The organism is Rhizobium sp. P2_G9 (genome assembly GCF_056403475.1).
On record NZ_JBFUFK010000013.1, the window covers coordinates 125,314 to 148,637 of the forward strand.

Annotated in this window: 26 protein-coding genes and 1 pseudogene; 11 read left to right on the plus strand and 16 right to left on the minus strand. The window is 61.0% G+C overall.

Going from position 1 to position 23,324, the window contains the following annotated elements; all coding sequences use genetic code 11:
• Window positions 1-148 precede the first annotated feature (148 nt).
• From AC1DYF_RS12995 to AC1DYF_RS13015, 5 genes are all read right to left on the minus strand, one after another.
• Complete coding sequence (locus AC1DYF_RS12995) at window positions 149-532, minus strand: RidA family protein (protein ID WP_477877153.1); 384 nt, start codon at window positions 530-532, stop codon at window positions 149-151.
• 23 nt (window positions 533-555) lie between these two features.
• Window positions 556-1,326 (minus strand): amino acid ABC transporter ATP-binding protein, encoded by a 771-nt coding sequence (locus AC1DYF_RS13000; RefSeq protein WP_477877154.1) that lies wholly within the window; start codon window positions 1,324-1,326, stop codon window positions 556-558.
• A gap of 7 nt (window positions 1,327-1,333) precedes the next feature.
• Window positions 1,334-1,996 (minus strand): amino acid ABC transporter permease, encoded by a 663-nt coding sequence (locus AC1DYF_RS13005; RefSeq protein WP_477877155.1) that lies wholly within the window; start codon window positions 1,994-1,996, stop codon window positions 1,334-1,336.
• 5 nt (window positions 1,997-2,001) lie between these two features.
• Window positions 2,002-2,664 carry an amino acid ABC transporter permease gene (locus AC1DYF_RS13010; protein WP_477877156.1) on the minus strand — a complete coding sequence of 221 codons (663 nt, stop codon included), beginning with the start codon at window positions 2,662-2,664 and terminating at the stop codon, window positions 2,002-2,004.
• A gap of 248 nt (window positions 2,665-2,912) precedes the next feature.
• On the minus strand, window positions 2,913-3,761 hold the full coding sequence (locus AC1DYF_RS13015) for a transporter substrate-binding domain-containing protein (RefSeq protein WP_477877157.1): 849 nt from the start codon (window positions 3,759-3,761) through the stop codon (window positions 2,913-2,915).
• A gap of 60 nt (window positions 3,762-3,821) precedes the next feature.
• Between AC1DYF_RS13015 and AC1DYF_RS13020 the strand changes: the two genes are divergently transcribed.
• Together AC1DYF_RS13020 and AC1DYF_RS13025 are read left to right on the plus strand one after the other, a co-directional pair.
• Window positions 3,822-4,370 (plus strand): barstar family protein, encoded by a 549-nt coding sequence (locus AC1DYF_RS13020; RefSeq protein WP_477877191.1) that lies wholly within the window; start codon window positions 3,822-3,824, stop codon window positions 4,368-4,370.
• A gap of 157 nt (window positions 4,371-4,527) precedes the next feature.
• The gene (locus AC1DYF_RS13025) at window positions 4,528-5,073 is read left to right on the plus strand and encodes a GrpB family protein (RefSeq protein ID WP_477877158.1); all 546 of its coding nucleotides are present in this window, start codon (window positions 4,528-4,530) and stop codon (window positions 5,071-5,073) included.
• A gap of 52 nt (window positions 5,074-5,125) precedes the next feature.
• On the opposite strand, the gene AC1DYF_RS13030 is transcribed toward AC1DYF_RS13025, so the two are convergent.
• The 4 genes from AC1DYF_RS13030 to AC1DYF_RS13045 all read right to left on the minus strand — a co-directional run bounded on the left by AC1DYF_RS13030 (window position 5,126) and on the right by AC1DYF_RS13045 (window position 8,634).
• The gene (locus AC1DYF_RS13030; protein WP_477877159.1) at window positions 5,126-5,977 is read right to left on the minus strand and encodes an SDR family NAD(P)-dependent oxidoreductase; all 852 of its coding nucleotides are present in this window, start codon (window positions 5,975-5,977) and stop codon (window positions 5,126-5,128) included.
• 125 nt (window positions 5,978-6,102) lie between these two features.
• Window positions 6,103-7,149, minus strand: a complete 1,047-nt coding sequence (locus AC1DYF_RS13035; RefSeq protein WP_477877160.1) for an AraC family transcriptional regulator — start codon at window positions 7,147-7,149, stop codon at window positions 6,103-6,105.
• Between the two features lie 11 nt (window positions 7,150-7,160).
• The gene (locus tag AC1DYF_RS13040; protein WP_477877161.1) at window positions 7,161-7,991 is read right to left on the minus strand and encodes an oxidoreductase; all 831 of its coding nucleotides are present in this window, start codon (window positions 7,989-7,991) and stop codon (window positions 7,161-7,163) included.
• A gap of 172 nt (window positions 7,992-8,163) precedes the next feature.
• Window positions 8,164-8,634: a DUF2147 domain-containing protein gene (locus AC1DYF_RS13045; RefSeq protein ID WP_477877162.1), complete on the minus strand. Its 471-nt coding sequence runs from the start codon at window positions 8,632-8,634 to the stop codon at window positions 8,164-8,166.
• A gap of 399 nt (window positions 8,635-9,033) precedes the next feature.
• Between AC1DYF_RS13045 and AC1DYF_RS13050 the strand changes: the two genes are divergently transcribed.
• Window positions 9,034-10,569, plus strand: a complete 1,536-nt coding sequence (locus tag AC1DYF_RS13050; RefSeq protein ID WP_477877163.1) for a tryptophan halogenase family protein — start codon at window positions 9,034-9,036, stop codon at window positions 10,567-10,569.
• A 6-nt stretch (window positions 10,570-10,575) separates the two neighbouring features.
• Here the strand turns inward: AC1DYF_RS13050 and AC1DYF_RS13055 are convergent, their stop codons facing one another.
• From AC1DYF_RS13055 to AC1DYF_RS13070, 4 genes and pseudogenes are all read right to left on the minus strand, one after another.
• Window positions 10,576-10,887, minus strand: a complete 312-nt coding sequence (locus tag AC1DYF_RS13055; protein ID WP_477877164.1) for a type II toxin-antitoxin system RelE/ParE family toxin — start codon at window positions 10,885-10,887, stop codon at window positions 10,576-10,578.
• Entirely contained in the window at window positions 10,877-11,158 is a 282-nt protein-coding gene (locus AC1DYF_RS13060) for a type II toxin-antitoxin system ParD family antitoxin (RefSeq protein WP_477877165.1), read from the minus strand. Before AC1DYF_RS13060 ends, AC1DYF_RS13055 begins: the two co-directional genes overlap by 11 nt.
• A gap of 118 nt (window positions 11,159-11,276) precedes the next feature.
• Window positions 11,277-11,348 (minus strand): annotated as a pseudogene (locus tag AC1DYF_RS13065) (helix-turn-helix domain-containing protein); the annotation flags it as partial.
• 103 nt (window positions 11,349-11,451) lie between these two features.
• The gene (locus AC1DYF_RS13070) at window positions 11,452-12,027 is read right to left on the minus strand and encodes a TetR/AcrR family transcriptional regulator (protein ID WP_477877166.1); all 576 of its coding nucleotides are present in this window, start codon (window positions 12,025-12,027) and stop codon (window positions 11,452-11,454) included.
• Between the two features lie 102 nt (window positions 12,028-12,129).
• Here AC1DYF_RS13070 and AC1DYF_RS13075 point away from each other — a divergent pair, with 102 nt between their 5' ends.
• The 4 genes from AC1DYF_RS13075 (at window position 12,130) to AC1DYF_RS13090 (ending at window position 14,915) form a co-directional block, all read left to right on the plus strand.
• Entirely contained in the window at window positions 12,130-12,948 is an 819-nt protein-coding gene (locus AC1DYF_RS13075) for an oxidoreductase (RefSeq protein WP_477877167.1), read from the plus strand.
• 32 nt (window positions 12,949-12,980) lie between these two features.
• On the plus strand, window positions 12,981-13,310 hold the full coding sequence (locus AC1DYF_RS13080) for a hypothetical protein (RefSeq protein WP_477877168.1): 330 nt from the start codon (window positions 12,981-12,983) through the stop codon (window positions 13,308-13,310).
• A 90-nt stretch (window positions 13,311-13,400) separates the two neighbouring features.
• Complete coding sequence (locus tag AC1DYF_RS13085) at window positions 13,401-13,856, plus strand: DUF2147 domain-containing protein (RefSeq protein WP_477877169.1); 456 nt, start codon at window positions 13,401-13,403, stop codon at window positions 13,854-13,856.
• 57 nt (window positions 13,857-13,913) lie between these two features.
• The gene (locus AC1DYF_RS13090) at window positions 13,914-14,915 is read left to right on the plus strand and encodes an NADP-dependent oxidoreductase (RefSeq protein ID WP_477877170.1); all 1,002 of its coding nucleotides are present in this window, start codon (window positions 13,914-13,916) and stop codon (window positions 14,913-14,915) included.
• A gap of 145 nt (window positions 14,916-15,060) precedes the next feature.
• Here AC1DYF_RS13090 and AC1DYF_RS13095 read toward each other — a convergent pair whose 3' ends face one another.
• Complete coding sequence (locus tag AC1DYF_RS13095; RefSeq protein WP_477877171.1) at window positions 15,061-15,678, minus strand: helix-turn-helix domain-containing protein; 618 nt, start codon at window positions 15,676-15,678, stop codon at window positions 15,061-15,063.
• Between the two features lie 219 nt (window positions 15,679-15,897).
• On the opposite strand from AC1DYF_RS13095, the gene AC1DYF_RS13100 reads away from it, so the two are divergent.
• The 4 genes from AC1DYF_RS13100 (at window position 15,898) to AC1DYF_RS13115 (ending at window position 22,656) form a co-directional block, all read left to right on the plus strand.
• The gene (locus AC1DYF_RS13100; protein ID WP_477877172.1) at window positions 15,898-16,650 is read left to right on the plus strand and encodes an electron transfer flavoprotein subunit beta/FixA family protein; all 753 of its coding nucleotides are present in this window, start codon (window positions 15,898-15,900) and stop codon (window positions 16,648-16,650) included.
• A gap of 151 nt (window positions 16,651-16,801) precedes the next feature.
• Window positions 16,802-17,731 (plus strand): electron transfer flavoprotein subunit alpha/FixB family protein, encoded by a 930-nt coding sequence (locus AC1DYF_RS13105; RefSeq protein ID WP_477877173.1) that lies wholly within the window; start codon window positions 16,802-16,804, stop codon window positions 17,729-17,731.
• Window positions 17,732-17,752: 21 nt separating this feature from the next.
• A complete protein-coding gene (locus AC1DYF_RS13110; RefSeq protein WP_477877174.1) occupies window positions 17,753-20,203 on the plus strand; it encodes a GcvT family protein in 2,451 nt (816 codons plus the stop codon).
• On the plus strand, window positions 20,200-22,656 hold the full coding sequence (locus AC1DYF_RS13115; RefSeq protein ID WP_477877175.1) for a GcvT family protein: 2,457 nt from the start codon (window positions 20,200-20,202) through the stop codon (window positions 22,654-22,656). Before AC1DYF_RS13110 ends, AC1DYF_RS13115 begins: the two co-directional genes overlap by 4 nt.
• 20 nt (window positions 22,657-22,676) lie before the next feature.
• Here the strand turns inward: AC1DYF_RS13115 and AC1DYF_RS13120 are convergent, their stop codons facing one another.
• Together AC1DYF_RS13120 and AC1DYF_RS13125 are read right to left on the minus strand one after the other, a co-directional pair.
• A complete protein-coding gene (locus tag AC1DYF_RS13120) occupies window positions 22,677-22,976 on the minus strand; it encodes a type II toxin-antitoxin system RelE/ParE family toxin (protein WP_477877176.1) in 300 nt (99 codons plus the stop codon).
• Complete coding sequence (locus AC1DYF_RS13125) at window positions 22,966-23,211, minus strand: type II toxin-antitoxin system ParD family antitoxin (RefSeq protein ID WP_477877177.1); 246 nt, start codon at window positions 23,209-23,211, stop codon at window positions 22,966-22,968. The genes AC1DYF_RS13120 and AC1DYF_RS13125 overlap by 11 nt, the downstream gene beginning before the upstream one ends.
• Window positions 23,212-23,324 lie beyond the last annotated feature (113 nt).

A 23,324-nucleotide genomic window follows, 5' to 3' on the forward strand; every position in this document is an offset into this window, starting at 1 on the left:
CAAGGCTTTGCAGGAACCTGCCGCATAGGGCGGCAGGTCAAGATGTAGCGTAAGAACCTATGTGGCCGGCACAGACAAAGTAGCGTCCGGCGCGACGCCCGGCCACCAATGAATGGCTTTCCGCGTCAAAGCCCTCGCGCAAAGGCCGTCACTTCACCTTATAGGCCACGCAATCCACTTCCACCTTGCAGTCCACCATCATGCGCGACTGCACGCAGGCGCGGGCCGGCGGGTGGGCGCCGAAATATTCGGCATAGACGCCATTAAAACTCCAGAAATCGCGGGGGTCGTCGAGCCAGACACCGACGCGCACCACGTCTTCGAGGCCGTAGCCCGCCTCGTGCAGGATGGCGATCATGTTGTCGATCGCCTTGCGGCTTTCCGAGACGATGCCGCCCTTGACGATTTCGCCGTTTTCCATCGGCACCTGGCCGGAAACGTAGAGCCAGCCGTTCGCCTCGACGGCGCGCGCGAAGGGCAATGCCTGTCCGCCCGCGCCCGTTTCACCCGCGCCATATCGCTTGATCGTCACGTTCATTCTCCGTCTGCTGATGTCTAGTTGAAAGTCGAGTTTTTGAGGAATTCGGCCAGCCGTTCGGTCTGCGGCTTCACGAACATCTCTCGCGGATTTCCCTGTTCGCCGATCCGGCCCTGGTTCATGAAGATCACCCGGTTGGAGGTCTCGTAGGCGAAGCGCATTTCGTGGGTCACCAGGAGCATGCTCATGCCGTCCTCGGCCAGCGCCTTGATCACCTGCAGCACTTCATTGACGAGTTCCGGATCGAGCGCCGAGGTGACCTCGTCGAACAGCATCAGCTTCGGGTTCATGGCGATCGCCCGGGCAATGGCGACGCGCTGCTGCTGGCCGCCCGAAAGCTGGCCAGGATAGTGGTCGATGCGCGACAGCAGCCCGACCCGGTCGAGCCATTTCTCGGCCAGTGCGCGGGCTTCGTCCTTGCCCATCTTGCGGACCTTGATCAGGCCGAGCATGACATTGCGGGCCGCCGTCATATGCGGGAAGAGATTGAATTGTTGGAAGGCCATGCCGGTCAGCGCCCGCTGGCGGGCAATCTCGGCCTCCTTCTTGCGGCGGCGCACGCCGCCTGCCATGTCATAGCCGATCGCCTGGCCGTCGATCTCGATCGAGCCGGCCTGGAATTCCTCCAGCATGTTGATGCAGCGCAGCATGGTCGTCTTGCCGGAGCCGGAGGAGCCGATGATCGAGATCACCTCGCCGCGCTTCATCGAGAAGTCGACGCCTTTGAGCACTTCCACGGTGCCGTAGCGCTTGTGCAGGTCGCGTATCTCAAGCAGTGTGTCTGTCACCTTGACCTCACGATGCAACCGTCACCTTGCGCTCGACGTAGCGGCCGAAACGCTCGATGGCGTAGTTGATGACGAAATAGAGAAAGCCCGCGAAGAAATAGAATTCGAGGCTCAGGAAGGTGCGCGAGATGATCTGCTGGCTGCGCAGCAGCAGCTCGGCGACGCCGATGATGGAGAGCAGCGTCGAGGCCTTGACCATTTCGGCGGCGGTGTTGACCCAGGCAGGCAGGGCGGCGCGTAGCGCCTGCGGGCCGAGCACGTAGAGGAAGGTCTGCGAGAAGGTGAGGCCGATGGCTTTCGCCGCCTCGGTCTGCCCTCTGGGGATCGCCTGCAAGGCGCCGCGGGTGAGCTCGCCGACATGCGAGCTGCAGAACACCGAAAGCGCCAGCACGCCGGCCTCGAACGGGCTGAGATCGATGCCGATCGTGCCCAGCACATAATAGCTGGCAAGCACGAGGACGAGCACCGGGGTGCCGCGAATGAAATCCGTGTAGGCGCGCACCAGCAGACGGAACGGCTTGTAGCCATAGGTCAGCGTCAGGCCGACGGCGATGCCGATGAGCGTGCCGATGACGATGGCAAGCAGGGAGATCGAGATCGTCATCCCCAGGCCCTTGAGGAGGGGGATGCGGGCGATCCAGGCCTGGTGGAAGAATACGGAAAGATCCATGACGGTCACCTCGGCACGGCAAGCCGCCGCTCGATCATCCGCAGCAATGCGGCGAGCAGCGATGAAGTGGCGACATAGAGGCAGCTGGCGACGATCCAGGTCTCGATGACGCGGAACGTCTCGACATTGATCTTGCGCGCCTCGAAGGTGAGTTCCGGAACGGCGATGGCTGCGGCGAGCGAGGTGTCCTTGAACAGCGAGATGAAGGTGCTCGACAGCGACGGCAGCACGTTGCGCAGCATCAGCGGAATGATGATCGAAGTGCGGATCTGCATCTCGCTGAGCCCGATTGCCAATCCCGCCTCGCGCTGGCCCGGCGGCACGGAAAGAAGCCCGCCGCGAAACACTTCCGCCAGATAGGCGCCGGAATAGAGCGCCAGCGTCAGGATGAAACTTTCGATCTTGTCGAGCCTGAGCCCGAGTTCCGGCAGGGCGAAATAGCTGAACAGCACCAGAACCAGGATCGGTGTGTTGCGGATGACCGTCACATAGAGGCCGGCCGGTTTCCTCAGCCAGAGCTTTTTCGACACGAGCGCAAAGGCGACCACCAGGCCGACGAAGAAACCGACCAGGATGGCAGCGAATGCCAGGCCGAGGCTCAGAGCCAGGCCTTCGAGCAACAGATCGAAGCTCCGCCAGACGGCGGCGAAATTTAGTGTGTAACCCATGCAAGCCTACTGTTTGCGGTGCATTCGGACTGCCCTTGGGACAATCGAATATGGCAAAAGACCCTCTCTGGCCTGCCGGCCATCTCCCCCACAAGGGGGGAGAAGACTCGCGGCTCGCTTTCTGCCTCAATCGGGGCACGGCGGCGCCGCAGGTTAAGCCCCTCCCACTTGTGGGGAGGGGTTGGGGAGGGGCCTTCACTTCATATGCGGCGGCCCCGCCCGCTCAGCGGGGCCGTTGGGAGGGTGGCTTACTTATACTCGACCGGGAAGCCGATCTGCGGCGGGGTCAGGTCCTTGCCGAACCAGGTCTTGAAGGATTTGGCGTAGAAATCGAACTCGACGCCGGTCATTGCCTCATGCAATGCGGTGTTGACGAAGTTCAGCCAGTCCTGGTCGCCGCGCTTGACGCCGCAGGCATAGGTCTGCGGGTTCCAGCCATAGCCGCCATCTTTGTAGCGACCGGCATTCTGGGTCATGTACCAGGCGATCGACGACTGGTCGGTGGCGGCTGCATCGGCACGGCCGGATTCGAGCGCCTGATAGATCAGGTCCTGGGAATCATACTGGTCGACCTTGGCTTGCGGCAAGGCCGCATGCACCATGGCTTCGGCATAGACGTTCTGCAGCACGGAAATGGTGACGGCGGAGCCTGCGGCCTTCAGCGCGGCATAATCGGCATATTTGCTGTCGGCCTTCAGCATCAGGCCCACGCCTTCGCGATAATAGGGAATGGTGAAGGCGATCTGCTGGGCGCGCGCGCCGGTGACGGTCATGAACTGGCAGGTGATGTCGACCTTGCCGGTGGTGATGTTGGGGATGCGGGCATCCGACGACTGGTCGACATATTCGACCTTGTTGGGATCGTCGAACAGCGCCTTGGCGATGATATGGCCCATGTCGACGTCAAAACCCACGAGATTGTCGTTGGCATCCTTGAAGTGCCAGGGCGCATTGGTGCTGCCGGTGCCGACGATGAGATGTCCGCGTGCGAGGACTTCGTCAAGCTTGCTTTTGGCCTCCTGCGCCAATGCCGGCGCGGCGCTGAGCGCGAGCGAGGCCAGGAAAGAGAGTGCATAGGCGCGTAGCGATTTGGTCATGGTCATTCCCCTCGTTTTGATAGTGTCCAATATAATAGACATGTGTCCATAGCATTGGATATGGTGATAAAGCGGCAGGATGAAGCGATTGTCAAGGCCTGGATGATGGTCGTGGCAAAAGATGTGGGGGGAGGGATGATGGGCGGGCGGTGGCGATCGGGAACCTGCCGTCATCTGGGTAAGGCCAACCCAAGGGCAGTGCGGGCAAAAACAACCCGTACGGACATTGAATTCTTTCAGGAAGATGTGTCAGTTTTGCCGAATGGTATTGTCCGCCATCAGCCCGTCGTGGATCCAACGACGATCAAACTTGCCAAGGTTGCCAGCATGCCCCTGATAGTTGATTGCGCAAACGCCGCCAGCGGCGAGGTGTTTTGGAACAGGTATGAAAGTGCCGTCGGAAGGGATAACTGCGCCTTTTTCGGAAGAAACCTTGATGCTCTCTGGGATGCCATTGTTGGCGGCGGGCCGGGCTGGCCCGATTGCACGCATCTGATTTTCGCGAATTCCGCCGACCTCGAAGGCTTGGAGATCAAGGGCGTCCATCTTTTGACAAGGCTTCGCGATATCTCAGCCGCCGTCACTGGTATGAAAGTCGAACTTTCATAGAGTTTTGCTGTCCTCGTTCCGCAAGTTTGCGTAGTGCGGCCCCCCGAGGCAAGAAAGCGACCGTTTCCCTGCTCGCCGATAACGCAGGCTTTGCGCGACTGCTTTTTCGGCTCTGCAACGTGGTGTAGTATCCTCGTCCTATATCGAGGAAACACACATGTTGGGCCTCAAACACAACACGAATGTCCTGTTCGATTACCATCCGGGTTGGGAGGTCGAGTTCAACTCCGAACGGCAGCGGCTTGCCGCGGCGCTTGGCGATATCCCCAGAGGAATAGAGCACTACGGCTCGACAGCGGTGCCAGGCATGCGTGCCAAACCGATCCTGGACATTCTGGTGGGTGTTCTCCCGCTGTCAAATTGGCAGAAGTGCCACGACCCCCTGCTCGGGCTCGGTTACGATTATGCAGCGCATGCGGGCGTGCCAGGGCACTACATTTTCGGACGCGGCCGCGACATGACCGAGCGGACACATCTGGTGCATGTCGTCGAATATATGGGCCAGTCCTGGCAGTCGAACTTGGCCTTGAGAGATGCGTTGCGGCAGAATCCGGAGCTGCGTGCGGCATATATCCGAGAGAAAGAATATGCGGCCGCGGCATCGCCGGACAGTCGTGCGCAATACAACGAGCTCAAGCATGAGTTCATTGAACGCGCCAAGGCTCAGCTGCTTGCGGCAAGAGAGAATGGGCATGGGAATTAGGGTGGGGGCGCCAGCCCCACACCCAAGCCGACAAACGGCCACAGCGTCGAGCCTAGAGCGATGCAATCCTGTGCTGGGGCGCCGAGCCTTGTGCCATGTTCGAAGCATCCGCCCATGCCTCCCAGGAGGCGAGACGCTCGGCATAGGCTTTGCGCACCGCGGGCATGCCTTCCGTACCCAGGAAGAACCGCAGCGGCGGGTTCTCGTGGTCGACGATCGCGAGAACGGCCTCTGCTGTTGCATGGGGATCGCCAAAGTCCATCTTGGCGCCTGCTTCAAAGGCATGCCTGCGGAGTTCGGCATAAGCCTCGAGCATTGACGAGATCGCGAGGGAGGATTCCGTGGAGAAATCGGTGGCATAGGCGCCCGGTTCCAGCAGGGTGACCTGGATGCCAAACCCTTTCACTTCCTGCGCCAGCGCCTCGTGCATGGCTTCGAAGGCCCATTTGGAGGCGTTGTAGAAACCGGAGATCGGATGCGCGACGAGGCCGGCGACGCTGGAGACGCCCAGAATATGGCCGTGGCCCTGCTGGCGCAGCAGCGGCAGCGCGGCCTGGATGACCCGCAGCGCACCGAAGAAGTTGGTCTCGAACTCGTCCCGCACGTCGGCTTCGCGCGCTTCTTCAATGGCACCGACCAGGGCGTAGCCGGCGTTGTTGAGGACGATGTCGAGCCTGCCGAAATGCGCGTGCGCCTTGGTGGCCGCGTCCCAGGCCTGGTCCGGGTCGGTCACGTCGAGGGTGAGAGGAAGGACGGCATCGCCGTAGCGGTCGACCAGATCCTTGAGTTTTGCCAGCGAGCGCGCCGTTGCGGCGACCCTGTCGCCGCGTTGAAGGGCGGCTTCCGCCCAAATGCGGCCGAAGCCGCGGGATGCTCCAGTAATGAACCAGACTTTGCCAGACATGATAATGTTCCAGGATTGTTGACGTTCCAGCCTATGCTGTGCGCGAGAGGTAACACCCGGACGCTGCTGCGACAGTGGCAAGGCATGCCAATCCGTTTGCGCTCGGCGCCAAAGCGGTTGCGCCGTCAATGCAGGGAGATGTCGGGACCAAGCTGGCTGCCGGAATTGTGGGCATGGCGTTCCCGCCACTGGTTCGGCGTCACGCCTTCCCAGTCGCGGAAGGCCCGGTAGAAGGAACTCGCATCCTGGTAACCCAGCAGGCAGGCCACCTCGTCGATCTCGGCCGCGGGATCGGAAAGCAGCTGCCGCCCCAGCTCCTGGCGAGCCTCGATGAGCAGTTCCCGCAAGGTCGCGCCCTCCTCGGTAATCCGCCGCTGCAATGTGCGTTCGCTCAAGCCCATGTCGGCAGCCACGTCGGACAGTTCCGGCCGGCCGCTCGCCAGGCTGCGCTTGAGCACGATCTTGACCTGCTCACGGATGGAACTGCGGGCCTGGATTTCACCGAGGGCAGAGCCAAGGGCCGGGGTGAGGAGTTCGAGCAGCTCCGGATTGTGGCCGGGAAACGGGCGGTCCAGATCGGCCGACTTCAGAACCAGCGCATCGCGGGGCGCGTCGTAGCGGATCGGACAGTCGAAATAGGCCTGATGTGCGCCGCCTTTGCACCGCGGGCGCTGCAGTTCCACCCGCACCGGCGTCAGCCGCTGGCCGGTGCCCCGTCGACCCAGCTCCACCAGGGTGGCGAAATCGACATCCACGGCGATCGCCGGCTCGGGCTCGGTGGCGTAGATCCATTCGAACATGACGGTACACTCGCCGCCCTCTTCGGAAAAATGCAGCTGCTCGGGGGTGCACAGGCGCTTGAACCGTGCGAGGCGAGACAGGCCGTCGCGGAAGTCGCGGGCATAGAAAGCCGCCAGACTGGAGGGCGGATGTACGGAGGTTTCCGCCGTTTCCACCAGCTTGATGCCGAGACCCGGATCCTGCGTCAGCTCCTCCAGCGCATGCCACACCGCGAAGAATTGTGCTGTCGTGACCAAGCCCTGGCCGCTCAGGTGCAAGGTCGCCGGCAGGCGTGCCTGCCGCAACAGAGCCGCCGCGGGCACGCCGATCTGTTCGACCGTGAGCCAGAAGGCCCTTGGGATTTTACACCTGTCCGCCGGCGCTCCACTCATCCTCGTCTCCCTCAGCGCATCTGGCTCAGAATGATGCGGTCGAACATCCGATCGCCGAACCACTTGCGAATGGTGATCAGGAGCTTCGCATATTTGCCGGCGACGTAACGCGTGCGCGGCTTTCTCGACCGAACCGCTTTGGAAACGATGTCGGCGATCACGCGGGGGTCGGTGCAGCGGCCATGGCCATAGGCTTCCCGTGTCGATTTGGCGACGGCCTGCGTCACCTTGGCGTAGGCGCCCTGGCCCGACCGCTTGAGCAAGCCATCGGCAACCACATCGCCGAAACCGGTCTCGATCAAGCCAGGCTCGACGATGACGACCCGTATGCCGAAAGGCGCCAGTTCCAGCCGCAGGCTGTCCGACCAGCCTTCCAGTGCATGCTTGGTGGCATGGTACCAGGCGCCGAGCAGGGTATAGATCTTGCCGCCCATGGAGGTGATGTTGACGATCGTCCCGGCGCCTTTTTGGCGCATGGCCGGCAGCAGCAGCTGGGTCAGCCGTGCGGGGCCGAACATGTTCACTTCGAATTGATAGCGGGCCTCTTCGAGGCCGATATCCTCGACCGGGCCGTAGAGGCCAAAGCCGGCATTGTTGACCAGGACATCGACGCCACCGGCTTCGGTCAGAATGGTCTGGACGGCGGCCTGGATCTCATCGTCCCTGGAAATGTCCATGCTGAGCGGCCTGGCGCCGAGCCGGGCAAGGTCATCCATCTTGTCGACCTGGCGAGCGGCCACGTAAACCTTGTAGCCATCGGTGATGAGCCGCTTGGCGATCGCCTTGCCCATGCCGGAGGATGCCCCGGTGACGAGCGCTGTCTTCTGTCTGTTGTCAATCATGTCGACCTCTCTTGGTTATGAGACTTATTATGGGGTCCCATGTCGGATCGATCACTGACGAAGGATGCCAGGGCATTTGCATAATGCGCCAATCATGCGCCCGAACACACCACCAAGCAACGATTGAACAGGTGGAGACGCGCCGGACGTCAATCGTCCAACGCGCAAGATGTCAGCTGCTGACCCGGTGGAAGACCTGGGTCTGGCCGAGCAGCGAGACGCCGAGATAGCCCCTCAACAGCATTTTTCCGCCATCGAGCTCAGCCTTGCAATTATAGGTGCGGCCGGAGGAGCCGTCGTAGATCGAGCCTCCGGTCCATTTCCCGCCGTCCCAGCACAGCCCCCAGAGGAGTACGATGTTTTTGAGGGAACGGGAGCGCAGCGAGGGGTTCGGATTCCTGGTGTCCTTCTTGAACGTGACGTTGTCGGCTTCAACGACGTGGTTGCCATAGAGAAGGTGGGCCTGGTACGCGTCGCCCGATTTGTACATGTCGATCTTGACGCTGCCATCGTCAGCTGCCCAGGTACCGATAATGGCATCTGCAGCCGGCTCTCCGGCAAAGGCCGCGGGGGCAAAAAGCAGTCCGGCAGTGACCAGCGCCATTGCGATGGCCATTCGTCTGAATAGATTGAAGGTCTGCATGAGATGTCCTTTAGATGTTTGGCTGCCGCCAGCGCCAAAAGGTCAGCGGTCGGGGCGATGGCTGTCGTTACTTTAGGATGTCTCGGCGGCTGGGCCGGCTCGACTTCCATCCTTGAGCGCCGAGATATCGGGTCTCGGCGCCCCCCGTTTTCTAAGGATGGGTACGCTCTTTAGCAGTGGCAGATACTGCCAAATGGCTTGCGGCCGATGCCAATCGAGACTGTGCCGGCGCGGGGCTAAGGCCTCTTTCCGTCACCGCTCCTGTCCGCATCCTCGCGGCGAAGGTTGCGTGAACCATCCGCATTTTTGACGCCATATCAGCCGATCGGCCTTGTTCATCGGTGGCAGGATAACGTATCCCCTTCATGAGAAACGCAAAATCCAGGGGGGAGCCGCGGGATGGAGAGAGAGCCGCATTTCGTCATCGTCGGGGGAGGCACGGCCGGCTGGCTGGCAGCCTTCATCATCCAGGATGGTCTCAAGCGCCAGAAAATCGCCGCGCGGATATCGGTCGTCGAATCCTCGAAAATCCCCACCGTCGGTGTCGGCGAAGCATCGACCGCGGCGTTCCGGGTGATGATGCAATATTTCAAGCTCGACGAATTCGAATTCTTCAGGGAGACCGGCGCGAGCTTCAAGCTCGGCATCCGCCACCAGGACTGGCGCCACAAGGGTTTTACCTATTACGGCCCGATCGACGACCCGCATCAGGTCGTGACCCCGCCGCAAGGCGCGCCCTCTGACTATCTCAACGTCTTTTCCGTCGCCGCCGGCCGCAAGGTGCAGGATATGCACCTTTTCGGTCCGCTGCTGGAACAGAAGAAAGCGCCTTATGCACTTAGGGATGACGGATCGCTGATCGCGCTCGGCCCGTTCCACCATGCCTTCCATTTCGACCAGGCGCGGGTTGGCCAGTTCCTTAAGCGCCGCTCCAGGGGCGTCGAGATCATCGACGCGACGATTGCCGGTGTCGAGCGCAATGCCGAGACCGGCAATATCGCGGCCCTGGTGTTTGAGGATGGCGCGCGGATGGAGGGCGATTTCTTCGTCGACGCTTCCGGCTTCCGCAAGCGGCTGATCGTCGGCGAACTCAACGCCCCCTGGATCTCCTATGCCCAGGAATTGCCGGTCAATCGCGCCATGCCGTTCTGGGTCGATGTCAAGGAAGGCGAAGAGCTCGCCAACTACACGCTTGCGCACGCCCTGAGCTCCGGCTGGATGTGGCAGATCCCGACCCAATGGCGCTATGGCTGCGGCTATGTCTATTCCGACGAATTTCTGGATCCGGAAGGCGCCAAGCGCGAGATCGAAACCCTGCTCGGCCATGAGATCGAGGTGCGCGGCGACATCCATTTCCGCATCGGCCGGCTGGAAACGCCGTGGATGGGCAATTGCCTGGCCGTCGGCCTGAGCTCAAGCTTCATCGAGCCGCTGGAATCGACATCGATCCACGGCACGGTGGTCCAGATGATGCTGTTTGCCGAACATTATCTCAAGCACCCCGAGCGGATGACGGAGCAAGACCGCGCCGACTACAACAAGAAGTTCGGCCGGCAGGTCGATGACTTCAGGACCTTCGTCAACACCCACTATGTTACCGAGCGTGACGACACGCCGTTCTGGCGCAATGTCCGCGCCGAACGCATTCATCCGGAAACCAGGGAGCGGCTGGCCCGCTGGAAACGCGAAATGCCGCGGCACGAGCATTTCGGCGATTTCCTCCATGGCCTGCCACATATCGAGACCCAGCTTCATTATCCGGTGCTGGATGGGCTTGGCCTGCTCGATCCGGCTGTCGCGCGCGCCGAGATGGAGCGTGATCCGGCGCTGAGGAAATTTGCCCGCGAGACGGCTGACAGCCTGGTGAAGGAATATCGGCTAGCATCTGCACGCGCACTCGGGCATCGGGAGTTTTTGGAGTATGTGACGCGATAGGAGTTTTCAGAAAAGTGTAGTGAGGTCGCGGCGGCTATCGACAATGCGTACGATTTCCACGGTGCGCACATCCGCATCGTCATCATCGGGGATCGTTTCATAGAGGATGACATAAGGCGCTTCGACCAGCATACGGGCCGTTGGGAAGATCTCCGGATGACGGGGGCCAAGGCGGGGATAATCCACCAGCATGTTCGCCTTCTGGCGGAATTGCTGGAAATATCGTTCGGCGCTCAGTGGCTGCTCCTGGCCAATGTCGAGATAGATTTTCTTGGCGTCGGCACGTGCTTGTCGCGTCCAGATAAGTTTAGCCACCATGAGAGCGGATGGCTTTCAGTTCCTCTCGCGCCTCTTCAAGCAGTTCGTCGAAGTCGACAGGCGTGGCAGGGCCGCTGGCCTTGCCTTCAGCCCAAAGCTCTCGTAGACGCTGGATATCGCCGCGCCGTTGCTGCCACTTAGCCGACCAATCCCGCATTGCCTCGCGGATGACTTCGCTGCCACTGGCATAAGCACCGCTTTCGACGGCGTCACGAAGCAATTGCGCATGCTGCGGCGTCATCGAGACACTGACTTTTTCGACATTGGTCATGGTTGGTCTCCGAGGCTCGGTGGTAATAATTACCACCGACGCCGGGCTGTTGCCAAGCATTTTCGATCAGGTGCTGCCGGGCGATATCAAGCTTCGCCAGGCCAGTATCACACCCGTCTCAATAAAGCGGCGGCGTGATCACCCAGACCACTTTCACCGGCTCGCTGCCCGAATTCGTACACCGATGCGTCTCGGTGCTCTTGAAGGAAAAGCTGTCGTCGGCGTGGAGCTGAAAGAAATGTCACCGGTCCAGAGGTCGAACTGGCCGGAGCCCTCATGCCCACCGTGCTCGCTTAGTCCTGCCGCGGCTCTGCCAGCCGCAGCGCCGCATCCGCTCCTGCTTTCAACATGCGGGCCGACAACGCAGTCCCCTCCAGGGTGCGGGCAAGCTGAAGCGTGCCGATAAGGGTCGCGAACATCGCCATTGCCGCGTCTTCGGCATTCGGTGTTTGCGGCGGCAGGGTCGCTGCCAGCTGGTTGACCAGGGTCAGGAAACGTTCCGTATAGACTTGGCGTGCCTCGGGAGGCTGACGCGCGAGTTCCGGCAGAAGCGCTGCAAATGAGCAGCCATGTGCCGGGTCATCCCGATGCTCGGGCGACAGGTAGGTTGCCACGCCTCCCGCCAGTCCTCCCGCGGCGATGGCGTCCTCTACCTGTTTTGACAGATCTTCCAGCGCTGCCGCGACGGTTTCCCGCACCAAGTCCGCTTTGGATTCGAAATGGGCGTAGAAGGCCCCGTTGGTCAGCCCGGCATCGCTCATAACGCTGGCAAGTCCGGATGCAGCAATACCGTCACAGCGAAACCGCTCCGCTGCGACCTTCATGATGTGGCGACGCGAGGCGTCCTTTCGACCTTTTTCGTAGCGCATGATTCTCTTTAGGGCTTTTCAAATGATATTACGAGTGTTATATCATAGTACGATCATAATTTAAAGAGCGGCGAAAGGCTTGCCGCGGATTTGGAGAACGGAATGAACATGCAGTCGCAGCGAACCGCGATCGTGACGGGAGCCTCCTCGGGCATCGGCCGCGCCACCGCCGAGGCCCTGGCCCAGGCGGGATTCAAAGTCTTCGGGACGAGCCGCCGGATGACCGGCAGCAGCCCGCGCAACGTATCGATGCTGGTCTGCGATGTGACGGACGATGCGTCTGTCCATTCTCTTGTCTCGACGGTGCTGTCGGAGGCCGGCCGGATCGATGTCCTGGTCAACAATGCCGGCATTGGCCTCATTGGCGGTGCGGAAGAGTCTTCGATCGCTCAGGCACAAAGGCTGTTCGATGTGAATGTCTTCGGGGTTGCTCGCGTGGCGAATGCGGTCCTGCCCATCATGCGGAGCCAGAAGCGGGGCAGGATCATCAATATGAGCTCGATCCTGGGTCTTATCCCGTCGCCTTTCAACGCCTTCTATGCCTCCACGAAACATGCGATCGAGGGCTATTCGGAGTCCCTTGATCACGAAGTGCGGAACTTCGGTATCCGGGTCGTGCTGGTCGAGCCCGGTGTCACCCGAACGTCGTTTGAAGACAACCTCACAAGGGTCGACCAGCCGCTGTCGGTTTACGACACGGCGCGCAAAAGCTCCGAGGCATTGATGCGCAAATGGGTCGGCGCCGGCGATTCTCCGGAGGTCGTTGCGGCAACTGTCGTCAAGGCGGCCACTGCCGCCAAACCCAAACTGCGCTATTCGGCCGGCAAACAGTCGGGCCAGGTTCGCTCGCTGCGTCGCTATTTCCCGGAGGCCATGGTCGACAAAATCCTGCGCAAGCAATTGGGTCTCGATCGAGTTTGATGACCATGCGGGTGAGCCCCGGGAAAATTCCTATGAAAACAGCGGTGCTGTGTGCGCTGGCGCTGGTCGTTTCCGGCTGCGCCAAGCAGCCCGGGCAGATAGCGGCACTGTCGGTCTCGACCGATCCCTATCTGCAGCTGCCCTGCACCCAGCTTGTCGCCGATCGGGCTGCCAAACAGGTCGCCCAGCAAAACCTCGAGGAGGCCCAGCGCAGGGCAGCTGAGCGTGACATGGGAGCCATGGCCGTCATCCATATTCCCATCGCCGCCGTCACCGGCCAGGACAGGCAAGACGATGTTGCCCGTGGCAAGGGCGAACTCAATGCAATCGAGGCTGCGATGCAGTCCAAGGGCTGCAGGTGAAAGATCCGGCACCGCGGGCGCGGAGCGCCCATCAAACCCGGCCGCGGCCGGCTTTTAGACAAATGACACTCAAGCTCCCGGAGACAACGGATGACTTTCAAGCATGCGGCCATGCTGGCCATCACACTGACAACTGCGCTCACCTATTCCATCGCCAGGGCGGATGACACATCTCCCGTCGGCCTGTGGAAGAACATCGATGATGTCAGCGGCAAGTCCAGGGCACTGATACGCATCACCGAAACGAACGGAACGTTGCAGGGCACCGTCGAACAGGTCTTCCCGGCCCCCAGCGAAGATCAGAATCCAAAATGCGTCAAATGCGAAGGCGCGCTCAAGAATGCGCCCATCGTCGGCTTGCAGATTCTATCCGGACTGAAAAAGGATGGCGACGACTATGCCGATGGCCAAATCCTCGATCCGGAGAGTGGCGAGCTCTATCGCAGCAAGCTGCACCTGCTCGACGGCGGCAGGAAACTCAATGTGCGCGGCTATATCGGCATATCGCTGCTCGGCCGTTCGCAGACCTGGATACGCCAGCAATAGCGCCTTCCTGCAATCGGCGAAAACCGGAAAGATAAACACAATGGATGGGAAAACAACATGAAGGCGTTCTTCATCGATCGATATGGCAAGAAGAATGGCGCACGGATTGGCGAACGGCCGGACCCGGAACTGCGGGACGGCGACGTGCTGATCCAGGTTCACGCTGCCGGCGTAAACCCGCTCGATTCCAAGATCAGGGATGGCGAGTTCAAACTGATCCTGCCCTATCGTTTGCCGCTCATTCTCGGCAACGAAGTGGCTGGGGTGGTGGTCCGGGTCGGGCCGAAAGTCAGGCGCTTCAAGCCGGGCGACGAGGTCTATGCGCGGCCGGACAAAGACCGTATCGGTACTTTTGCGGAATTCATTGCCATCCGCGAAGCCGACCTGGCGATCAAGCCGAAGGACCTGAGCATGGAGGAAGCGGCCTCGATTCCTCTCGTCGGCCTGACCGCCTGGCAGGCACTGATTGAGAAAGCCAACCTCAAGAAGGGCCAGAAAGTCCTGATCCATGCCGGCTCCGGCGGCGTCGGAACGTTTGCGATTCAGCTGGCAAAGCATATCGGCGCAACGGTTGCCACGACAACGAGCACTGCCAATGTCGACCTGGTCAGGAATCTTGGCGCCGATATCGTCATCGATTACAAGAAAGACGATTTTGAAAAGGTTCTCAGTGGCTATGACGTCGTCCTGAACAGTCTCGGCAAGGACACGCTCGAGAGATCCCTTCGCGTGCTGAAACCCGGCGGCAAGCTGATCTCCATCTCCGGTCCGCCCGATCCCGATTTCGCCAACGAACTCGGATCAGGCTGGTTCTTGCGGCTGGTCATGCGTCTCTTGAGCTCCGGGATCAGGAAGAAGGCAAAGCGCCATCGCGTCAGCTATTCGTTTCTGTTCATGAGGGCGAGTGGCGACCAGCTGCGCGAGATCACTTCACTGATCGATTCCGGCATCATACGGCCGGTCGTGGACCGCGTTTTCCCCTTCGCATCGACCAGCGATGCCCTGGCCTATGTCGAGACGGGGCGGGCAAAAGGCAAGGTGGTGGTCAAGGTGAGATGATTGGCTTCTGGACGACCGGCGTGCGTTGCAGATTTCTTTCAGCACCGATGGGGAATTGTGACTGGTTGCGCTCGACTTGGCTGAGATAGCAGACCGAAATGCCGGCYGCATGAAGCGATTTCAAGCCAACATCACAAAACCCGCCTCAATAATGTGGCGGTGTGATCACCCACACAACCTTCACCGGTTCGCCGCCGGAATTCGCGCAACGATGCGTCTCCGTGCTCTTGAAGGAAAAGCTGTCGCCGGCGTGGAGCTGAAAAAAATTGTCGCCGATCCAGAGGTCGAGCTGGCCTGACATGACGAGGCCGGCTTCGGCGCCGTCGTGGGAATAATAGTCGCTGTCGGCGCCGGGTTCGATGGTGGAGAGCAACAGTTCCAGCGGGCCGCCGAGATTAGGGGAGAGCAGTTCTTCCTGGATGCCGAGGCCGGTGAAGGTGAGCCGCCTTCGGTTCTGGGCGCGGACGATGATGTCGCGCTCCTCAGCCGGCACGTCGGCTGAGGGCTGGAAGAACCAGTTCATGTGGACGTCGAGCGCGTCGCAGATTTTTTTCAGCACGCCGATAGGCAGTTGCGACTGGTTGCGTTCGATCTGCGAGAGATAGCCGACCGAGATGCCGGCGGCGTCGGCCACCTGCTGCAGCGTTCTGCCCTTGACCTTGCGCAGTTCGCGGATCTGGCCGCCGATGACCGTTTCGTCGAGCGAGCTGTCGTCGGAAGCGGCGATGTCGTTGTCCTGCGAGAGCAGCGGGCGAGGGGGCATTTGTCCATTGTCCAGTGATGGCTTCGGGTCATTATTTTTCGCGTGTCTTTGTCCCGAAACCGGTTCCCAGGTTCGGGAGACATGCCGTAAGATATAGGCCATATGAAAAAATCATGCAATATTTTCACGCTTGCATTCTGAAGATTTCTGTGTAGATTTTTCCTAACGTGAAAAATTGATCGAATTTTTTCACCGCACATTTTCTCGTATGAGGCCTCCATGAAAATTCTCGTGACCGTGAAGCGTGTCGTTGACTACAACGTGAAGATCCGCGTGAAGGCGGATGGTTCGGGCGTCGAGCTTGCCAATGTGAAGATGTCGATGAACCCGTTCGACGAGATTTCGGTCGAGGAAGCACTGCGTCTGAAGGAAGCCGGCAAGGCGGACGAAGTCGTGGTGGTGTCGGTCGGTCCGGCCAAGGCGGAGGAAACGCTGCGCACGGCGCTGGCCATGGGCGCCGATCGGGCGATCCTGGTGGAGACCGATCAGGAGATCGTCGAGCCGCTGGCCGTCGCCAAGCTCGTCAAGGGCGTGGTCGAGGCGGAACAGCCGGGCCTGGTGATCGTCGGCAAGCAGGCGATCGATGATGACAGCAACCAGACCGGCCAGATGCTCTCGGCGCTGCTCGGCTGGGCGCAGGCGACGTTTGCTTCCAAGGTCGAGATCCTGGGTGCCGACAGCGCCAACATCACCCGTGAAGTCGATGGCGGCCTGCAGACGATTGCGGTCAAGCTGCCGGCGGTGATCACCTCGGACCTGCGTTTGAACGAGCCGCGCTATGCCTCGCTGCCGAATATCATGAAGGCGAAGAAGAAGCCGCTCGACAAGAAGATCCCGGCCGATTTCGGCGTCGACATTTCTCCGCGCCTCAAGGTGCTGAAGACCGAGGAGCCCTCGGGCCGCAAGGCGGGCGTCAAGGTCAAGAGCGTCGCCGAGCTGGTTTCCAGCCTCAAGACCGCCGGCGTCATCTGAGGAAATCCATGAGGCCCGCCTGCAAACGGCGTGGCCCTGCGCTTCCGGTGCTCACGTATTGAAATACGCTCCGCTCCGGTTCTCGCGCCCCACCGTATTCGGCAGGGCCTGATGGATTTCAGGAACCCATGAATTCTAAGGATAGACCGATATGACCATTCTTCTTGTTGCCGACCACGATAATTCCGCCCTGTCCGACCAGACCGCCAAGGTACTGACTGCCGCCGCCAAGATCGGCGGCGATGTGCATGTGCTCGTCGCCGGCAAGGGCGCCAAGGCTGCTGCCGACCAGGCGGCAAAGCTTTCCGGCGTCGCCAAAGTGCTGCTCGCCGATAGCGACGAATATGGCCACAACATCGCCGAAGCGCTCGCCGCCCTGATCGTCAGCCTTGCTCCGAGCTACGACACGATCGTCACGGCGGCCACCGCCACCGGCAAGAGCGTCTTCCCGCGGGTTGCCGCCCTGCTCGATGTGGCGCAGGTGTCGGAAATCATCGAAGTGGTCTCGGCTGACACGTTCAAGCGTCCGATCTATGCCGGCAATGCGATCCAGACGGTGCAGGCGACCGATGCGAAGAAGGTGATCACGGTGCGCACCGCGTCCTTCGCCTCTGCGGCGGAGGGCGGCTCGGCCTCTGTCGAAGCAATTGCCTCTGCAGCAAACCCCGGTCTTTCCAGCCATGTCGGCGATGCTCTCTCTTCCTCCGATCGTCCGGAACTGACCTCGGCCAAGATCATCGTTTCGGGTGGCCGGGCGCTGGGTTCGTCGGAAAAGTTCCGCGAGGTCATCCTGCCAGTGGCCGACAAGCTCGGTGCGGCCGTCGGTGCCAGCCGCGCTGCCGTCGATGCCGGCTATGCGCCGAACGATTGGCAGGTCGGGCAGACCGGCAAGGTGGTGGCACCCGACCTCTATGTCGCGGTCGGCATATCCGGGGCCATCCAGCATCTGGCGGGCATGAAGGACAGTAAGGTGATCGTGGCGATCAACAAGGACGAGGAAGCTCCGATCTTCCAGGTGGCCGACTTTGGCCTGGTTGCCGACCTGTTCGAGGCGCTGCCGGAACTCGAAAAGGCCCTTTGAGGCGGATGGGGAGGAGAGAACATGTCTGAACTTCCGTCACATGCCCGCGTGGTGATCATCGGCGGCGGCGCGGTCGGCGCGTCTAGCCTCTACCATCTGGCCAAGGCCGGCTGGACCGATTGCCTGCTTCTGGAAAAGAACGAATTGACCGCCGGCTCGACCTGGCACGCCGCCGGCAATGTGCCGACCTTCTCGTCGTCCTGGTCGATCATGAACATGCAGCGCTATTCGGCCGAGCTTTATCGCGGCCTGGGTGCAGCAGTCGATTATCCGATGAACTATCACGTCACCGGCTCGGTGCGGCTGGGCCATTCCAAGGAGCGGCTGCAGGAGTTCAAGCGCGTCGTCGGCATGGGCCGCTACCAGGGCATGGATCTCAACATCCTTTCCCCCGAGGAAATCCGCTCGAAATATCCCTTCGCCGAGACGCATGAACTGGCCGGCGCGCTCCATGACCCCTATGACGGCGATATCGACCCGGCGCAACTGACGCAGGCGCTGGCCAAGGGCGCGCGCGACATGGGCGCCAAGATCGTCCGTTTCTGCCCGGTCTCCGCCGCGCGGCGCGAAAATGACGAATGGGTGCTGACCACGCCGAAGGGCGAGGTGCGCTGCGAATATGTCGTCAACGCCGCCGGTTATTATGCCCGCGAAGTGGGAAAACTGTTCGGCCGCGATGTGCCGATGATGGTGATGAGCCATCAATATATGCTGTTCGACACGATTCCCGAACTGGAAGCCTGGTCGAAGGAAGCCGGCCACAAGCTGCCGCTGCTGCGCGACGTCGACAGCTCTTATTATCTCCGTCAGGAGAAATACGGCATGAATCTCGGGCCGTATGAGAAGAATTGTCGGGCGCATTGGGTGACCAAGGACGACCCGATGCCGGAGGATTTCTCCTTCCAGCTGTTCCCCGACGATCTCGAACGGCTGGAATGGTATCTCAACGATGCCATTGCCCGCGTGCCGATCCTCGGCACCGCTGGCCTGTCGAAGATGATCAATGGGCCGATCCCCTATGCGCCGGACGGCAATCCGCTGATCGGGCCGATGCCGGGCGTGCCGAATGCGTTCGAAGCCTGCGTCTTCACCTTCGGCATCTGCCAGGCCGGCGGCGCCGGCAAGGTTCTGGCGGAATGGGTCACCCAGGGCGAGACCGAATGGGACATGTGGTCCTGCGACCCGCGCCGCTATACCAGCTTCGCTTCGAAGCCGGACTATGCGATCGCCAAGGGCGTGGAAATCTACGGCCATGAATATGGCATGTCCTTCCCCAAGCACTATTGGCCGGCCGGGAGGGACCAGAAACATTCGGCCATCCACGACCGGATCGCGGCGCTCGGCGCACAGTTCAAGCCCTACAATGGCTGGGAACGTGCCATGTGGTATGCCAAGCCGGGCGACGATACGTCCGAAGAGGCGACGCAGACCTGGAACCGCAATGGCCCCTGGTCGCCGCGCATCGAGGAAGAGTGCCTGGCCGTCCGCGATGCCGCGGGCATTCTCGACCTCCCGGGCTTTTCGCGCTTCCGCATCAAGGGAGCAGGCGCCACCGAGTGGCTGAAAGGCCTGATCACCGGCCGCGTGCCCAAGCCGGGCCGCATCGGCCTTGCCTATTTCTCCGACGACAAGGGCCGGATCGTCACCGAAATGTCGATCATGATGCTGGATGAGGATTTCTTCTTCCTGATCACGGCGGCGACGGCGCAATGGCACGATTTCGAATGGCTGAAAAAGCACATGCCCAAGGATGCCGCCTTCACCATCGATGACGTCACTGAGAATTTCTCCTGCCAGATCCTCTCGGGTCCGAAGTCGCGCGCCATCCTGGCCGAAGTCACCGATGCCGATCTGACGAAACCCTGGCTGACGCATCAGTCCTGCCAGATTGCCGGCCGCTGGCTGCAGCTCGTGCGCGTCTCCTTTGCCGGCGATCTCGGCTGGGAACTGCATACCAAGACCGAGGACACCGGCGTCGTCTTCGATGCCGTCTGGGCGGCGGGACAGAAGCACGGCCTCAAACCCTTCGGCATGGAGGCGCTGGATTCGCTGCGCATCGAGAAGGGCTATCGCGCCTGGAAGGGGGATCTTTCGACCGATTACACCATCCTGCAGGGCGGGCTGGAGCGCTTCGTCGACTGGTCGAAGGCAAGCTTCAAAGGCAAGCCGGCGCTGGAGCGAGAGAAGCAGCAGGGTGTGACCAAGCGTTTCGTCACCCTGGTCATCGATGCCGGCGATTATGACGCGCCCTACATGTCGACGCTCTGGCATGGCGGCAAGGTGGTCGGCGAGACGACCTCGGGCAATTGGGGCTATCGCATCGGCAAGTCGGTGGCGCTCGGCATGCTGCGCGCCGACCTGGCGGTGCCAGGCACGGAAGTGGATGTCGAAATCTTCGGCGACAAGTACCGGGCGGTTGTCCAGGAGGACAAGCCGCTGTTCGATCCGGAAAATGAAAGGCTGCGCGCGTGACAAAAACAATTCCCACCAAGGCACGCGCGGTCATCATCGGTGGCGGCGTGTCGGGCTGTTCGGTCGCCTATCACCTGGCCAAGCTCGGCTGGACCGATGTCGTGCTGCTCGAACGCAAGCAGCTGACCTCGGGCACGACGTGGCATGCGGCCGGCCTGATCGGGCAGTTGCGCGCCAGCCAGAACATGACGCGGCTGGCGAAATATTCCGCCGACCTCTATGTCAAGCTCGAGGCCGAGACCGGCATCGGCACCGGCATGAAGCAGAACGGCTCGATGACCGTGGCGCTGACCGACGAGCGGACGGAAGAGATTTATCGCCAGGCCTCGCTCGCCCGCGCCTTCAATGTCGATGTCCGCGAGATTACGCCCCGGGAAGTCAAGGAGATGTATCCGCATCTCCATATCGACGACATCAAGGCGGCGGTGCATCTGCCGCTCGACGGCCAGTGCGATCCGGCCAATATCGCCATGGCGCTGGCCAAGGGCGCGCGGCAGAACGGCGCCACCATCATCGAGGGCGTCAAGGTCACGGCCGTGCTGCAGAAGAACGGCCGGGTGACCGGCGTCACCTGCGAGCAGAATGGCGAGAGTTTCACCATCGAGACGGAGAATGTCGTCAACGCCGCCGGCATGTGGGGCCGCAACCTCGCCGATATGTCCGGTGTCACCGTGCCGCTGCATGCCTGCGAACATTTCTACATCGTCACCGAGCCGATTGCCGGGCTGAAGCAATTGCCGGTGCTGCGCGTGCCTGACGAGCACACCTATTACAAGGAAGATGCCGGCAAGATGCTGGTCGGCGCCTTCGAGCTCAAGGCAAAGCCCTGGCCGCCGGCGGGTGAGGCGATCCGAGAGGATTTCTGCTTCGACCAGCTGCCGGATGATTTCGACCATTTCCAGCACATTCTCGAAATGGCTGTCAGTCGCATGCCGATGCTGGAAACGGCTGGCATCCACACTTTCTTCTGCGGTCCGGAAAGCTTTACGCCTGACGATCGCTATTATCTTGGCGAAGCGCCGGAGCTGAAAGGCTACTGGGTTGCGGCCGGCTATAATTCCATCGGCATCGTCTCCTCCGGCGGCGCCGGCATGGCGCTGGCGCAATGGATGAACGATGGCGAGGCGCCGTTCGACCTCTGGGAAGTCGATATCCGTCGCGCCCAGCCGTTCCAGAAGAACCGCACCTATCTGAAGAACCGCGTTACCGAAACGCTCGGCCTGCTCTATGCCGACCATTTTCCCTATCGGCAGATGGCGACGGCGCGCGGCGTGCGGCGTTCGCCGCTGCATGAACATCTGAAAGCCCGCGGTGCGGTGTTCGGTGAAGTCGCCGGCAACGAGCGCGCCAACTGGTTTGCCCGGGAAGGGCAGGAGCGCGAATACAGATATAGCTGGAAGCGGCAGAACTGGTTTGACAACCAGCGGGACGAGCATCTGGCCGTGCGCAATGGTGTCGGCTTCTTCGACATGTCGAGTTTCGGCAAGATCCGCGTCGAGGGCCGCGATGCGCTGGCCTTCCTACAGCGGCTCTGCGCCAACAACATGGATGTGGCGCCGGGCAAGATCGTCTATACCCAGATGCTCAACCGGCATGGCGGCATCGAGAGCGATCTCACGGTAACACGGCTTTCGGAAACGGCCTTCTTCCTCGTCGTGCCGGGGGCGACGCTGACGCGCGACCTCGCCTGGTTGAGGAAGAATCTCGGCGCCGACGAATTCGTCGTCATCACTGATGTCACGGCCGGCGAATCCGTGCTCTGCATCATGGGGCCGAAAGCGCGCGACCTGATGCAGAAGGTCAGCCCCAATGATTTCTCCAATGCGCATCACCCGTTTGGCACGGCGCGCGAAATCGAAGTCGGCATGGGCCTCGCGCGCGCCCATCGCGTCACCTATGTCGGCGAACTCGGCTGGGAACTCTATGTGTCGTCCGATCAGGGGTGCCACGTGTTCGAGGCGCTGGAAGAGGCGGGGCAGGATGTCGGGCTGAAACTCTGCGGCCTGCATACGCTCGATAGCTGCCGCATCGAAAAGGCGTTCCGGCATTTCGGCCATGACATCACCGACGAGGATCATGTGCTCGAAGCCGGTCTCGGCTTTGCCGTACGGCTCAACAAACCGGATTTCATCGGCCGCGAGGCGGTGCTGAGGAAGCAGGAGGCCGGGCTGAAGCGGCGCATGGTGCAGTTCCTGCTCGACCACAAGGAGCCGCTGCTGTTCCACAACGAAGCCATCGTCCGCGACGGCAAGATCGTCTCCATCATTACCTCGGGGAATTACGGCCATCATCTCGGCGGCGCCGTCGGGCTCGGCTACGTGCCCTGCGAGGGCGAGAGCGAGGCGGATGTGCTGGGCTCGAAGTATGAGATCGAGATTGCCGGGCAGCGGGTGCCGGCCAAGGCGTCGCTGGCGCCGATGTATGATCCGAAGGCGGAGCGGGTGAGGGCGTAGGCAAAAGTGCCGTTCGCCACTCAGTGCAGATGGCGGGCGGCATCCATACGCTGGTGCAGAATACGCATGATGTCGATCCCGTTGTCGGTCTTGCGGTAATAGATCATATGCGAGCCGACAGCATATTTCAGATAAGAATCTCGTATATCAACTGTTCGGCCGATTTTTTCGCCGGATAGGAGGCCTTCAAACGCGTCGACAATTTCAGCGTGATAGCTGTCAGCCTGCTCGGGTGACCATTTATCGAACGTGTAGACCCAGATATCGGCAAGGTCCTGCTCGGCAAGCGGCGAAAGCCTATACTGGCGTCTAGCGACCATGGGTTTCGTGCATCCGCTTGAGGAAAGCGGCATTGTCGAATGGTCTGGGCTCGCCGGAGTTTTCGGCAGCGATCAAGGCATCTTGCAAGGCTTTCACGCGGGCTTCATGCTCTTCGAGCATTCTGAGCCCGGCCCGCATCACGTCGGACGCTGATCCATAACGTCCGCTCTGAACCTGGGAGGTGATGAAATTCTCGAAGTGGTCGCCTAGCGACACTGAGGTTGCTTTGGTCATGGTGCGGCTCCTTTCGTTACCACTATATAGTATTTATTGGTATCGATGTAGATCTGTTGTATCAAGCGTTATCTGACCAACAACCACCGCCATGCTGACAGAAAGTGGCGGCA